This window comes from Geomonas sp. (genome assembly GCF_035254065.1).
Classification (GTDB): domain Bacteria; phylum Desulfobacterota; class Desulfuromonadia; order Geobacterales; family Geobacteraceae; genus Geomonas.
The window spans coordinates 1-14,604 of sequence record NZ_DATFBA010000353.1; the positions used below are offsets into that span (position 1 = coordinate 1).

Below are 14,604 nucleotides of genomic sequence, written 5' to 3' on the forward strand. Positions count from 1 at the left end.
GTTGTTGAATGGAAAGCAAGTCATTAACCCCATCCTCACCCCTACCCTCCCCTTGAAGGGGAGGGTGAAGGGAAGCGGAGGTCCCCTCCCCTTGAAGGGGAGGGACAGGGTGAGGCTGGGGGCCGTCTGCAACCGGACAAAGAAAAGCCCCCGGCTGGTGGCCGGGGGCTTTGGGTGCTGCGCTATCTCTGACTACTTCTCTTTGCCTTATTTGCCATGGTGCTCGCCGCCGGGAACGTCCTGGCCGCCGGCGCTGTGGCACTCGCTGCAGTTGGTCTTGTAGATCTCGTCACCGATATCGACCGGGTGCACGAACTGGGTTACCTTGGTGCCGGCAGGGATGTTCTCCTGCTTCTGGCTCAGCACGGTGTGGCACATGTTGCAGTCCTTGGAAATGACCTTGCCCTCTGCGTTCTTGTGCTTCCCGTCGTGGCAGCGGAAGCAACCCGGGGTGTAGAAGTGACCGATGTAGTTCGGGTAGGTGTTCCAGCTGATGTGCATGTTCGGGAAGAAGTTCCGATCGTAGATGTCCTTCACCACGACCACGGCCTCGTCGATCTGCGCCTTCTTCGCGGAAGCCACCGCCGGGTAGGTCTGGGCGTAGTAGGCCGGCAGATCCTTGGCGATGGTGGCCAGGGCGGTCTCTTTATCCTTGTACGGCCTGGTCAGGATCTCGACGGCAACCTTCTTCAGGTACGGCAGCGAGGAGTCGATCCGCTTGTGAACGAAGGCATCGTCGATCTCCACGCCCGGAGCGTGGTAGATGTGAGCCGGACGGTTGTGGCAGTCGAGGCAGTCCATGCGGCGCTTTTCAGCCTTGGCGATGGCGTCCTTGGTGAGCGGCTTCTCGCTGTCCACGTACTCGATGATCTTGCCGTCCTTGCCCTTCACGGCGATGTAGGGGATGTTCAGCCTCTTGTAATCGGTGGCGATGTAGGTAACCTCCTGGCCGATGTGCCAGTGGATGCCCTTGGCGCCCGGGGTGTTGGGGTCGCCGCCGATGTTGATGAGCAGGCCGGTCTCCCGCGGGGTGTTCTGCTCGTTGGGCGCATAGTGATAGAACACCTTCTGGCGGCCGAAGTAGAACTTCTCGGGCCAGTGGCACTCTTCGCAGGTGTCGCGGGCCGGACGCAGGTTCTCGATCGGGGTGGCGATGGTGGCCGGGTAGGTGTGGAAGAGGACCGCGTAGAGCTGCCTCATACCGGAGATCTTCGCCTTGACGTACCAGGCGGCGCCCGGGCCGACGTGGCACTCGACACACTTCACCTTGGCGTGCGGGGAGTTGGACCAGGCGGTGTGCTCCGGACCCATGACCTGGTGGCAGAGCTCGCCGCAGAAGGTGGTCGATTCGGTGAACTCGAAGCCCTTCAGCGAGGCGACCGAAACGATCATCACGAAGCCGATGCTGGCAAGCACGAAGAAGATGAACAAATGACGCTTGTGCGGCTCGTTGAAGTCGACCCGCGGATACGGCGGGATCTCCTCGCCGGTCTTGGCGAACCTGCGGCGCTTCTCCCTGACCAGGAAGGCTCCGACCGGCACCAAGAGGAGGCCCACGATAAGCATGCCGGGGAACAGGAAGTAGGTCATCAAACCGAGGTACGGCTTCTCAACACCGGTGATTCCCTCATAGGAAAGGAAACCAACGATCAGGCCGGCGGCCGTCACCGCCAGGACCATACCGGCGAGGCTGATCAAGTTCCAGGCGTAGCCGGCATACTTTCTAATTGCCATTGTTCTTTTCTCCTTACGCGTTACGTATACGGGTTCAAAAAAATCGCATAACAGTACAATTCCGAAAACCGTTTGTCAAAACAAAGTAAATTAATAGATTTCCTCACACCATAATTTGCTAATGCTATATTTGTGGCTGAAAATCGGCCAGCTAGCGGTGCGCCCCACCCTCATTAAGGCACAAACACCGTTAGCTCGCCCTTAATCACGGGGCATTTTCAGCAGCACCAAAATGGCGATTGGCATTGGGAAAGGCTTGAGAGATGACTACGAGAAAATCGGTCGTATTCCCCTCGCCCCCTGGGGGAGAGGGGCAGGGGTGAGGGCGGGACCTTTAGCATGCGGGGTAAGCCCTCCCCGGCCTTCGGCCACCCTCTCCCCTAAAGGGGCGAGGGTTGAACAGACGAAGCAATTGATACTTAGTGATACCCGAACTCCTTGAGCATGCGGGAGTTCTCGCTCCACTCGGGGCTTACCCTTACGAAGAGTTCCAGGAACACCTTGGTGTCCAACAGCAGCTCGATCTCCTGGCGGGCCTGCATGCCGATCTTCTTCAGCATGTCCCCCCTCTTGCCGATGATGATCCCCTTTTGGGAATCTCGTTCCACGTTGATGGTTGCGGCGATCGCCACCAGTCCGTCCGGGCGCTCCTTGAAGCTGTCCACCACCACCGCCACCGAATAGGGAACCTCGTCGCGGGTGAGCCGGAAGATCTTCTCCCTGATGATCTCCGCCACCACGAACCGCTCGGGGACGTCGGTCAGGATGTCGTCGGGGAAATAGCAAGGTCCTTCCGGCAAGAGTCCGTGCACGAGCTTTACCAGCTGCTCGACGCCGTCGCCGGTAAAGGCGGAAATGGGGATGATCTCCTTGAACGGGTAGGTCTCGCCGTAGCACTGCATCCGCTCCAGAAGCTCACCTTTGGGGACCAGGTCGATCTTGTTCATGACCAGGATCACCGGGATGTTCACCCCGGAGAGGACCTCCTTGATCATGTTGGCTTCCCGGGCGGGATCGGCGTCCCCCTCCACCAGGAAGAGGATGAGGTCGACCCCCTCGATAGAGGCGAGCGCCTCCTCGACCATGAACTTGTTCAGCCTGTTCTTGGCCCGATGAATCCCCGGCGTGTCGATGAAGACGATCTGGCCGCCCGGAATATTATGGATACCCTGGATCCGGTTCCTGGTGGTCTGCGGCTTGTCCGAAGTTATGACGATCTTCTCCCCCAGGATGCGGTTCAGCAGGGTGGATTTGCCGACATTAGGACGCCCGACGATCGAAACGAAGCCGGAACGGAAAGGCTGCTCTGACATTTTTATCTCCTTAAGATTTCAAAACCATCTTTATTGTGACCTGCTCGCAACCCAGATCCGCATCTTCTCTAACTGCCAGCACCGACACGCCGAAATTTTCCGCGAGCCGCTGCACATTCAGTCTCTTCTGCCCCACCACATCGGAAACTCGCCCCATCGGGACGGAAAGCTCGACCAGGCTTTCGCGCGGGAACTGAGCCAGTTGGGCACTCACAATATCATACCAAATCTCCGACTCCACCAACTGTCCAAAGGCCGGATGGTACGGCCCCGCCTGCAGCACGCCGGGGGACTCCAGTTCGGAGGTCGGCTGCAGCCCCACTCGGATCACCGGGACGCCGCAGCGCCTGGACTCGACCAGCATCTGCTTGCAGAGCGAGACCGCCTCCTCCAGGGAAAGCGGATGGTAGTGGCCGCCTTGGTAAAGCTCCGCCAACTCGGTCCCGGCGATAACCAGCGTGGGATAGATCCGGAGGAAGGAAGGTTGAAGGGAAAGCACCCGGCGCAGCGTGTCCAGCGATCTCTCGGCGCTGTCACCGGGGAGTCCCGGCATGAGTTGAATCCCCGCTGAAAGACCCGTCTTTTTCAGGGCCGACACGGCCGCCTCGACATCGGCCGCGGAGTGCCCACGCCGTGACAGCCTGAGCACCTCCTCGTCCATCGACTGCACGCCAAGCTCCACAGTCTCCACACCCTTCGACTTCAGGAAGGAAGCGACCCCGGCATCGACGGCGTCGGGCCGGGTGGAGAGGCGCACCGACCTGATGGCGCCGGAGGAAAGGAGCGGCTGCAGCGGGTCCAGAAGCCGCTGCTGATCGGCCAAGGGCAAGGCGGTGAAGGTTCCGCCGTAAAAGGCTACCTCAAGCTCTCTCCCCGGCGCGCTCGCCTGGTACTGCGCCACCTTTTCCAGGATGGCGGCGGCATCCGGCAGCACACCCTTCGCGCCGGCGATCTTCTGCTGGTCGCAAAACACGCAGCGGTGCGGGCAGCCCAGGTGAGAGATGAAAAAGGGGACTATGACGGACCTCAAAAGACAACACCTCTTTCACCACGAAAGACACGAAAGAACACGAAAAAGAATCATAAAACTAGAAGTAAAAGGATAAACATAGACGGGGCGCAACGGAACAAGACACAGACAAACGAGGCACCAGAAAGAAGATCGCACACGAAAAATTTCTAGAAGTTCCTACTTTTTTCGTTTTTTTCGTGTCTTTCGTGTGTTTCGTGGTGACGTCTTTTAGCTTTCAGCCTTGATTTCCAGAGTGTTTCGCGGTGACGTCTTTACCCTTCCGCCTTTATAACCAGCATGGCCGCCTTGGCGGCAGCTTGTTCCGCCTCTTTCTTGCTTCGGCCGATCCCCTCTCCCATCAGCTCCTTGCCGAGGTAGATTTCGACGGTGTAGCGCCGGTCATGGTCAGGGCCGGAGACCTCCTTCAACTGGTAACGGGGAAGCTCCCCCCGCGCCAGCCGCGCACGCTCCTGCAGGTCGGTCTTGAAGTCGCGCCCGGTCAAAACCTCTCCCGAGGCGAGCAGCGGCCGGAAGATCGCTTCCACCACCCCCTTCACCGCCTCCAGCCCCCCGTCAAGGTAGATGGCGGCCACCAATGCCTCGAAGGCATCCGCAAGCAAGGAGCGCTTCTGCCGCCCTCCCCCCTTCTCCTCGCCGCGCCCTAGTCGCAAATAGGAGCCGAGATCGACGGAGGCGGCAATGGCCGCAAGACTGGTCTCATCCACCAGGGCCGCCCTCATCCGGGTCAAATCCCCCTCGCGGCTGGCCGGGAACTGCAGCATCAGGATATCGGAGAGCAGAAAGTCCAGCACCGCGTCGCCGAAAAACTCGAGCCGCTGGTTGTCCTTGCCGCCGCCGGTCTCGTTCACGAAGGTGCGGTGGGTCAGCGCCTCCTCCAGGAAGCCCCGCTCCCGGAACCGGTACCCCAGTTTCTCTTCCAGCGTTTCTAAGTTGTGTTCGCTCATGTTATCCATTAGAATCCCGCTGCGCTTCGCTGCCGTCTTCGGCGTTTGCCCAATATAGCCAAAGCACCGCGTCATGGCAATAGTGATGCGGGTTTGCACCCATTTAAATGTTGCATTACGATCCCCCCTCCCATATAATTTAACGATTTCTACGGATTATGAGAGCGTCGGCATGGGCATTTTCATTACATTTGAAGGCGTGGAAGGGTGCGGCAAGACCACCCAGATGAGGCTCTTGAAGGAGCGGCTGGAGTCGGCAGGCGAGCTAGTGACCGCGACCCGGGAGCCGGGAGGCTGCCCGATCGCCGATAAGATCCGCGCCATCCTGCTGGACGCCGAGAACAGCGCCATCGTGCCGCTGGCCGAGCTCTTGCTCTACGCGGCCGCCCGCGCGCAGCATGTCCAGGAGGTGATCTCCCCCGCGCTCTCCCGCGGCGAGATCGTGCTCTGCGACCGCTTCACCGACGCCACCGTCGCCTACCAGGGACACGGACGGGAGCTCGACCTTGTCGTCATCGAGCAACTGAACGGGCTTGCCACCGGCGGGGTGCAGCCGAAGCTCACCGTGCTGATCGACTGCCCGGTCGAGATCGGCCTCTGCCGCGCCCTCGCCCGCATCGAGGCGGTGCAGGGGGCGCGCGAGGAACGCTTCGAGCAGGAGTCGGTCCTCTTTCATGAGCGGGTGCGCGCGGGATACCTGAAGCTCGCCGCCGCACATCCGGACCGTTTCGTGGTGGTCGACGGCTCGGGCGACGTGCTGGAGACGGAGCAGCGCGTCCGTGCCGCCCTCGCCGGCAGGCTGCCGCTCGGAGATGCGGCCCTCCTCTCCACCGCAAAGGCCAGCTAGATGCCCTTCTCGGATGTCATCGGCCAGGATAGCGCCATCGCCGTTTTGCGACGCTCCATCTCCATGGGGCGGGTTGCCCATGCCTACCTGTTCAACGGCATCGAGGGGTGCGGCAAGCGAAAGACGGCCGTTGCCTTCGTGCAGGCCGTCTTCTGCGGGAAAGACGAGGCGTGCGGCGTCTGCTCGTCGTGCCGCAAGATCGCCAGCGGCCAGCATCCCGACCTCCACATCCTGGAGCCGGACGGTGCCTTCATCAAGATCGACCAGGTGAGGGAGCTGCAGAAGGAGCTCGCCTACCGCCCCTTCGAGGCACCCAAGAAGGCGTGCATCATCGACGGCGCCGAGAAGCTGAACCTCGCGGCGGGCAACGCGCTTTTGAAGACCCTGGAAGAGCCGCCGGGCAACGCGCTTATGATTCTGCTCACGCCGGAGCGCTCCGCCGTCCTGCAGACCATCCTCTCCCGCTGCCAATCCCTTGCCTTCCAGCCGCTTTCCGCCGAGCTGATCGAGGGACGGCTGGTGCGGGACGGTTTCGGCGCGGAAGCCGCCCGGGTGGCCTCCACCCTGTCCGGCGGCAGTCTCAGGCGGGCGATGGACGTCGCGGCCGACGGCGTGCTGGAGGGGAGAGGGTCTTTTCTCGCCAGGATCATGGCCCTCAACCTGAAGGACGTCGCCACCCTCTTCCGGACCGCGGAGGAACTGGCAGCGGACAAGGAAGGACTCCCCGGGTTGCTGGAGCTGCTGCTCTCGTTTCTGCGCGACATACTGATCTACCGCTCGATGCCGCAGGGGCTCGCCAACGCCGACATGGAGGAGTTGATCGCCCGTGAGGCCGAGCGCGTAAGTGAAGGGCGCATCATCGAGCTGATCGAGGAATTGGTCGCCATGAAGAGGATGCTCGCCCGCAACGTGAACGCACGACTGGCGCTGGAGGTGTTCTTCATGCAGTTCGCGTCGAGGTAAGTAAAAGATAGGCGTAGGCTGGGCAACGCCCACCGCGTCGGAGCGCCCCCGCAAGGGAGCCTTATATAAACCACCCCTCTCCAGTACGGAGGTTTTTTTGGCAAAGATAGTAAGGATCCAATTCACACCCGCAGGGAAGCTCTACGATTTCGCGGTCGGCAAGTTCCCGGTCAAGCCGGGCGACCGCGTCATCGTGGAGACTGAGCGTGGCAAGAGCATGGGGCACGTGGTCGCAGGCCCCATCGAGGTCGACGACGCGCTGGTCCCGGAGGGGACCAAGACGCTGCAACGGATGGCGGAGCCCCACGACATGGCGGTGATTGCCGCCAACGCCGCCAAGGAAAAGGAAGCGCACAAGTTCTGCCTCACCCGCATCAAGGAGCGGGGTATGGACATGAAGCTCGTCCGGGTGGAATACCTGTTCGACGGCAGCAAGGCGATCTTCTACTTCACCGCCGACGGCCGGGTCGACTTCCGGGAACTGGTCAAGGACCTCGCCCACGCCTTCCACACCCGGATCGAGATGCGCCAGATCGGCGTGCGGGACGAATCGAAGATGGTGGGCGGCATCGGCATCTGCGGCAGGGAACTCTGCTGCGCCTCCTACCTGCGCGAGTTCGAGCCGGTCTCGGTGAAGATGGCCAAGGAGCAGAACCTCGCCCTCAACCCCTCCAAGATCTCCGGCCAGTGCGGCAGGCTCCTCTGCTGCCTCTCCTACGAGTTCGAGACCTACTGCAGCCTCCGTAAGGGGCTTCCCAAGTGCGGCAAGCGCGTGCAGTGCGGGCATGTCGATGGCGAGGTGGTCAAGGTCAACGTGCTGGAAGGCACCGTCACCCTGAAGACCAACGACGACAGCCTGGTCCAGCTGAGGGGCGACCAGATCAGTCCCGAGAATGTCAGCGACAAGGTGAAAAAACCGCAGCCTGGCAAGGGCGAGGCGCAATCCCAGCAGGAGAGCAAGGCGAAGGCAGCGCAGGCGGCCAAGCAGGCGCGCCGTGACAGAAGGCCCCAGGACGTCAAGGAAAGGAAAAAGGAGAAACCATCATCATGAAACCGGCTTTCTACGTCACCACCCCGATTTATTACGTCAATGACGTCCCGCACATAGGACACGCCTACACCACGCTGGCCGCCGACGTCCTGGCGCGCTACAAGCGGCTGATGGGGTACGAGGTCTTCTTCCTGACCGGCACCGACGAGCACGGGCAGAAGGTAGAGAAGGCCGCCACCGCAGCGGGCGAGACGCCGCTGGAACTGGCCGACCGCGTGATGAAACGCTTCCAGTCGCTCTGGGAGAAGCTGGAGATCTCCCACACCGACTTCATCCGCACCACCCAGGAGCGCCACAAGAAGGGCGTGGCAGCCATGTTCGAGCGGGTGATGGAGAAAGGCGACATCTACCTCGGCGAGTACGAGGACTGGTACTGCACCCCCTGCGAGACCTTCTGGACCGAGACCCAGCTGATCGACTTCAAGTGCCCGGACTGCAACCGTCCCACCGAGAAGCTCAAGGAGGAGTCCTACTTCTTCAGGATGAGCAAGTACCAGGACCAGCTCATCGCGCACATCGAGGCGAACCCTGACTTCATCCAGCCCAAGAGCCGCAGAAACGAGATCATCTCCTTCGTGAAGGAGGGGCTCCGTGACCTCTCCATCTCCCGCACCACCTTCCAGTGGGGGATCCCGGTACCGGGCAACGACAAGCACGTGGTCTACGTCTGGTTCGACGCGCTCACCAACTACATCACCGCGCTCGGCTACCCCGACGAAAGCGGCGACTTCGCCAAGTACTGGCCGGTCGACGTGCACCTGATCGGCAAGGACATCCTGCGCTTCCACACCGTCTACTGGCCGACCTTCCTGATGGCGGCCGGCCTGCCGGTCCCCAAGAAGGTCTTCGCCCACGGCTGGTGGACCATCGAAGGGCAGAAGATGAGCAAGAGCCTGCAGAACGTGGTGGAGCCCAACATGCTGATCGAGAAGTACGGCGTGGACGCGGTCCGCTACTTCCTGCTGCGCGAGGTCCCCTTCGGCCTGGACGGCGACTTCTCGCACGGCGCCCTGATCGCCCGCATCAACTCCGACCTGGCCAACGACCTGGGGAACCTGCTGAACCGCTCCACCGCCATGCTCGGCAAGTACTTCGGCGGCGTGCTGCAGCAGCCGGGCGAGGAGACCGAACTGGACGCGGCCTACCGCCAGAAGACCGTGGAGGCGATCCAGCAGGTCGACGGCCATTTCGACGATCTCGCCTTCAGCAAGGCGCTGCAGACCATCTGGGAAGTGATCTCCGCCGGCAACAAGTACATCGACGAGGTCGCCCCCTGGACCCTCGCCAAGGACCCGGAGAAGAAGGAGCGGCTGGCCACCGTCATGTACTACATGCTGGAGAGCCAGCGCATCGTCTACACGCTCCTCTCCGCCTTCATGCCCAGGACCGCCGAGAAAGGCCTGGGCTACCTCGGACAAGCCGAGCCCGCCAGCCGCGAAGGGCTGACCTGGGGCCTGCTGAAGGCCGGCACCGCCATCAAGAAGGCTGAAGCGCTCTTCCCGAGGATCGAGGAGAAGGCGGAGTAGCCCTCCTCCAGCAAATACCCGCACCGTAAAAGGGACGCTGCCTCAGCGTCCCTTTTCTTTACCTCCACTCCCCCTGGCCTGCCATAATATTAATTTTTTCAAATTTTTATTTGACATCAATTTCGACGAGGATAGACTGTCGGGTATTGTTTGTTTTCGCCGTGGATTGTTACCGCAATCTATTTATCCGAAGTAGCTGCCTGAAATATTTATCCACGATGTATCGCCAATATTTTCCTGCCAAGATTTAATTTCAAAATAATCTCTGATAAATAAATAAGCCAATCAAACCGCCTAGGCCGGCTTTGCAATGTCATCGTCTACCTGTGTTATTACTGGCAGTATCAGCACCTGAAAGGAGAAACATAGACAAAAAACATTGGCAAGGGCGGTTTCTGACAATCTGCTGTCAGGAGACTGTCAAAGGAGGGTAACGACGTGAACGGTTATGCCGAGTTGCTGCTCAAAATTTGCACCTTGAGCGCAAGACGAACCCGCTGGAAGCCACCCGTTATCTCAGTACCGACCTCTTTGCTCGTCCTATCGCTGCTGCTTTCCGCCTTGCACGAACCCGTTCTTGCTCAAGACCTCAAGCTCAAAATGTTCACCCCCCAAATTTCCCCGCGCTCCCTGGTAACAAGCTCTCCTGCCGCCCCTGTGGCCAATAATCAATTTCAACTTACCCCGCAAGCAATCCAGCAGATAAATGCGCTGAGCGACGAAAAGGATGCAAGGAGTGAGGCGCAACAGAAGATCGACTCCAACCTGTTGAGCACCGTCAGAATGCTCCAAGGCAAGGAGGTCGCCGATGGCGTTCCCTACCTTGAGACGGGTGTCTTGATGGATGAGGCAGACAACCTGTACGTGAAAATAAGCGCGGAGGTTACCGATGAGTTGCTGCAGCGACTCATTTCAGCAGGCGTTCAGGTAACGGCCTCCTACCCCGAATACCATAGCATCGACGCCCTCGTCCCGCCCGATCTGCTCGAACGGATTGCGGGTTGGAGTGACATACGGTTCATCAGCACGCAATTCAAGAATCAGTTCAACAGTGCCCCGAAAACGGAAGGGGACGTCACTCACAAGGGGGACGTGGCACGGAGCAGTTTCAGCGTCAACGGCAGCGGCGTCAAGGTCGGGGTTATTTCCAATGGGGTACAGAGCCTGGCATCGAGCCAAGCGGCCGGGGCGCTCGGTCCGGTAACGGTGTTGCCGGGACAGACCGGCACGGGAGACGAGGGAACCGCGATGCTGGAAATCGTCCACACCCTCGCTCCCGGTGCAAGCCTCTACTTCGCGACCGGAGGCCAGACAGGCACCGAGACCATTGCACAGAACATCCGCGCACTGCGCCAGGCTGGCTGCGACATCATTGTGGACGATCTGAGCAATTTCGTGGAAACGCCCTTTCAGGACGGTCAGGCTGCAAACGTAATCTCACCCTACAACATGGGGAGTGTCGTTCAGGCCGTTAACGACGTAGTAAATGACGGAGCCCTTTACTTCTCCTCGGCAGGCAACTTTGGCAGCCTCGACTATTTCAACTCAAGCTATGTCTCAACCACGGGCTCTGGCACCTGGGAAGGTGACTTCGCCGACGGGGGAGCGGCTCCCGCTCCGCTCGCCGGCAAAGGTACCGTTCATGTCTTCAACTCGAACGGCAGCCGAAGTATAGGTAACAAGCTCACTTCCAACACCGACATAGTTGTGCTGACCTGGGCAGACCCCATCGGTGCATCAAGCAATGACTACGACCTCTACCTTCTCGACCCCTACGGCAGCCAGGTCGTGGCCAAGTCAAACAGTACTCAAAATGGCAGTAACGATCCAGTTGAAGGGTTCATGATCTCTGGCGATATCACCGGCTACCAGGTGGTAATAGTCAAAAAAAGCGGTGGTGCAGACCGTTTCCTGCGGGTGAGCACGGGCTACGGTCACCTGCAGTTTTCCACGTCCGGAGCAACCTTTGGGCACAATGCAGCCGACAAGGCATTCAGCGTAGCGGCAACCCCTGCTCACGACGCATTCTATCCGTGGTACCCGCATGGTCCCTTCCCCGATCCGTTCTCTTTGGGCGATACGGTGGAACCTTTCAGCTCCGACGGCCCTCGCCGGATCTTCTATAACGGGGACGGCAGTCCCATCACAGCTGGTAACTTCTCCTCCACCGGGGGCAGGGTACTGTCAAAGCCTGACTTTACTGCCGCCGATGGTGTCTCGGTAACCGGGGTGGGCGGGTTTGGCTCCCCCTTCTTCGGCACCTCGGCGGCCGCCCCCCACGCCGCCGCCATCGCCGCCCTGGTGAAGTCGGCTGCTCCGGGCATGACCAGCGCATCCGTCCGTAGCGCACTCTCCCATTCCGTGATCCCGAACGGGTGGAACCGCAACTCCGGAGCCGGCATCGTCATGGCCTGGGAGGCGGTCAGATACTCGTTGCAGACCTCCTACACGATGACCGGCATGGTCTACTCCGGCATGGCCGGCGGCCCGGTGGTCTCGGGGGCGAACGTGTCGATAGCCGGCAAAACGGGGACGACCGAAATGTCCGGCTACTTCACCATCACCGGCATCCCAGCCGGCACCTACACCCTGACCATCTCTGCGACCGGCTACGCCACCTACACCAACTCCTCATACGCGGTCACCGCTGATCAGAACGGACTCTACTTCCTCCTCACCCCGGTGCCGGTCGCCAACGGCGTCTGCGGCGCCGCGAACGGCGGCAGGTTCGCCTCCGCACCGACCAGCAACCTCTGTTCGGCAGGAACACCATCGGCCGTCACCGGCAGCGGCCCCTGGAACTGGACCTGCGTCGGCTCGAGCAGTGGGACAACAGCAACCTGCTCAGCGAACACGATGAGCAGCGGGAACGGCATCTGCGGAACCAGCAACGGTGTGGCATTTGCGTCTGCTCCCGGCAGCAACCTCTGCGCATCTGGAACCCCTTCCGCGGTGACAGGGAGCGGACCCTGGAACTGGACCTGTTCCGGCACGGGCGGCACCAATGCGACCTGTTCCTCACCGGTTGTCGATGTCACCTTCGATCTGGCAAACGTGACGGCTATTGCTGGCAAGGAAGTCTCCATTCCGGTCACCCTGACCAGAAAGGCCACCTCAAAGCCATCAACGCTGCTGGTGGATTTCCACTACGACGCGAATCTGCTGACCTCCCCGACGGCAGTGATCGGGGCAGCCGGGACAGCCGCCGGAAAGAACCTCTTTTACATTACGCCGTCGGCGGGAGTCTTCAGGATCTCCGAGTATGACAGGGACTACACCCCCTTCGATAATGGAGTGGTGGCAACCCTCACCTTCACCGTTCCCCCAACGGTCCCCAGCGGGACGGTCATCACCCTCATGACGGCGCCGTCGGCATCCGATCTCGGGGTCGGCCTGACCGTCGCCGGGCGAAACGCCACCATCACCGTCACATCTCCCGACGTGGCGCCCACCCTGGCCGTTTCCACGCTTCCCAACGGGGCGGTCACCAGCAGCGGGACCCTCAACATCACCGGCACCGTTACCTCGGCCAACGGCATCAGGAGCGTCACGGTGAATGGCACTGGCGTTTCCGTGGCAGCCGACGGCAGCTTCTCGACCGCCATTACGCTGGCGGAGGGCCCCAACACGATCGCGGTGGAAGCAACCGACAACCTCGGCAGCACGTCGACCGACACCAGGACGATCATCCTCGACACCGCCGCGCCGGCCGTCAGCCTCTCGGTTCCGGCCGACAACAGCGTCACCGCCCAGCCACTCCTCACCGTGACCGGATCGGTGAGCGACGCCAACATCGCCTCCGTTAGTGCGGCAGTGGGGGACTCCGCTCCGCTGGCGGCGACCCTCATCGGAAACTCCTTCACGGTCACCGTCACCCTGGCGCAAGGGAGCAACAACGTCGTCATCGTGGCGACCGACCGGGCAGGGAACAGCAGCACGACGAAGAGAACCGTCACCCTGGATACCACCCGACCGCAGCTGGCGGTCACCGACCCGAACCAGGACATCACGACCTATGACTCGAGCTATCTCCTGAAAGGGACCGTGACCGACGACACGACCGCCTTGGTCACCATCACCGTGGACGGCACCACCTACCGACCTGCGGTGGCCGCAGATGGCTCTTTCCAGCAGCAGATCGCCTTCAGCGCGGAGAAGACCTACGCCATCGTGGTGGTCGCCACCGATGGGCCAGGCAACAGCGCTACGGTGCAGCGCAACATCATCTATAAACGGGCGGGCACCGGCGACCTGAACGGTGACGGCACAGTCAACCTGGCCGACGCGCTGGCCGCGCTGCAGATCGCCATCGGCAGGCACACCGCCACGCCGGAGCAGCTGCAACGAGGTGACGTCGCGCCACTGGTCTCCGGAACACCTCATCCCGACGGTGTCATCGATGCGGGCGACGCGCTGCTCATTCTCGAGAAGGTCGTCAACCTGATCACTTGGTAGAAAACATCCCACGACAAGGAGTGGTCCCATGAAAATAGGCGAGTTAGTGAAGATGGCAGCAGTGGCGGTGATTATGGCGCTCTTCGCAGGCTGCGGCGGTGGCTCATCCACGCCCTCTCCCCCGCCAGCAACGTCCAAGACCTATGCGAGCGGTACCGCGTCGGCGGGCTTGATCAAGAACGGCACCATACAGATCTACGCAGCGAACAGCGACGGAAGCAAAGGCACGCTCCTCGCTTCCACCACGACCGACAGCCAGGGCCAATACACCGTGACGGTCCAGAACTACCAAGGTCCGGTGGTCATCGAGGCGACCGGCAGCTACGTTGATGAGGCCACCTCCGCGACGACCACTATCCCAGCGTCGGCACCGCTGCGGGCAGGGTCCATGGTCTCGGGGGACGGCAGCTCAATCAAGATAGCCGTCACTCCGCTGACGGAGCTCGCCTATCGGCAGGCGGTGGCCGCCGCGGCCGGTGGCACCCCCATCGGCACCGCCATCAGCAACGCCAACAACCAGGTCTCCAGCACCTTCGGCATCGACGTACTCCAAGTACAGCCGGTGGAGGCGACACAGACCGCGCTGGAGGGGGCGACAATGGATCAGCGGGCCTACGTCCTGGCCCTGGCCGGCATTTCCCAGATGTCGATGACCGGCAACCTCTCCCTCACCGATACCATTGGGCACATGATGCAGTCGGAGGCGCCCGCAACCGATGTGACGACAGCGCAAAACGA

The 14,604-nt window shown here is 61.2% G+C and carries 9 protein-coding genes and 1 pseudogene; 6 read left to right on the forward strand and 4 right to left on the reverse strand.

Annotated elements, in window-relative coordinates:
- Nucleotides 1–207: 207 nt before the first annotated feature.
- The 4 genes from VJ604_RS16490 to rnc form a co-directional block, all read right to left on the reverse strand.
- A complete protein-coding gene (locus tag VJ604_RS16490) occupies nucleotides 208–1,734 on the reverse strand; it encodes a NapC/NirT family cytochrome c (protein WP_324084436.1) in 1,527 nt (508 codons plus the stop codon).
- Between the two features lie 419 nt (nucleotides 1,735–2,153).
- Nucleotides 2,154–3,047: a GTPase Era gene (gene era, locus VJ604_RS16495; RefSeq protein ID WP_324084437.1), complete on the reverse strand. Its 894-nt coding sequence runs from the start codon at nucleotides 3,045–3,047 to the stop codon at nucleotides 2,154–2,156.
- A 10-nt stretch (nucleotides 3,048–3,057) separates the two neighbouring features.
- Entirely contained in the window at nucleotides 3,058–4,077 is a 1,020-nt protein-coding gene (locus tag VJ604_RS16500) for an elongator complex protein 3 (protein WP_324084439.1), read from the reverse strand.
- A gap of 254 nt (nucleotides 4,078–4,331) precedes the next feature.
- Nucleotides 4,332–5,033 carry a ribonuclease III gene (gene rnc / locus VJ604_RS16505; protein WP_324084441.1) on the reverse strand — a complete coding sequence of 234 codons (702 nt, stop codon included), beginning with the start codon at nucleotides 5,031–5,033 and terminating at the stop codon, nucleotides 4,332–4,334.
- A 163-nt stretch (nucleotides 5,034–5,196) separates the two neighbouring features.
- Between rnc and tmk the strand changes: the two genes are divergently transcribed.
- From tmk to VJ604_RS16535, 6 genes and pseudogenes are all read left to right on the forward strand, one after another.
- The gene (tmk, locus tag VJ604_RS16510; RefSeq protein ID WP_324084443.1) at nucleotides 5,197–5,871 is read left to right on the forward strand and encodes a dTMP kinase; all 675 of its coding nucleotides are present in this window, start codon (nucleotides 5,197–5,199) and stop codon (nucleotides 5,869–5,871) included.
- Entirely contained in the window at nucleotides 5,872–6,834 is a 963-nt protein-coding gene (holB, locus tag VJ604_RS16515; RefSeq protein ID WP_324084445.1) for a DNA polymerase III subunit delta', read from the forward strand.
- A 97-nt stretch (nucleotides 6,835–6,931) separates the two neighbouring features.
- Complete coding sequence (locus VJ604_RS16520; RefSeq protein ID WP_324084447.1) at nucleotides 6,932–7,885, forward strand: PSP1 domain-containing protein; 954 nt, start codon at nucleotides 6,932–6,934, stop codon at nucleotides 7,883–7,885.
- On the forward strand, nucleotides 7,882–9,411 hold the full coding sequence (gene metG, locus VJ604_RS16525) for a methionine--tRNA ligase (RefSeq protein ID WP_324084448.1): 1,530 nt from the start codon (nucleotides 7,882–7,884) through the stop codon (nucleotides 9,409–9,411). The genes VJ604_RS16520 and metG overlap by 4 nt, the downstream gene beginning before the upstream one ends.
- Before the next feature lie 783 nt (nucleotides 9,412–10,194).
- Nucleotides 10,195–13,866, forward strand: coding sequence for a S8 family serine peptidase (locus VJ604_RS16530; RefSeq protein ID WP_324084451.1), 3,672 nt, complete (start codon nucleotides 10,195–10,197; stop codon nucleotides 13,864–13,866).
- A 28-nt stretch (nucleotides 13,867–13,894) separates the two neighbouring features.
- A pseudogene (locus VJ604_RS16535) lies at nucleotides 13,895–14,604 on the forward strand (hypothetical protein); the annotation flags it as partial.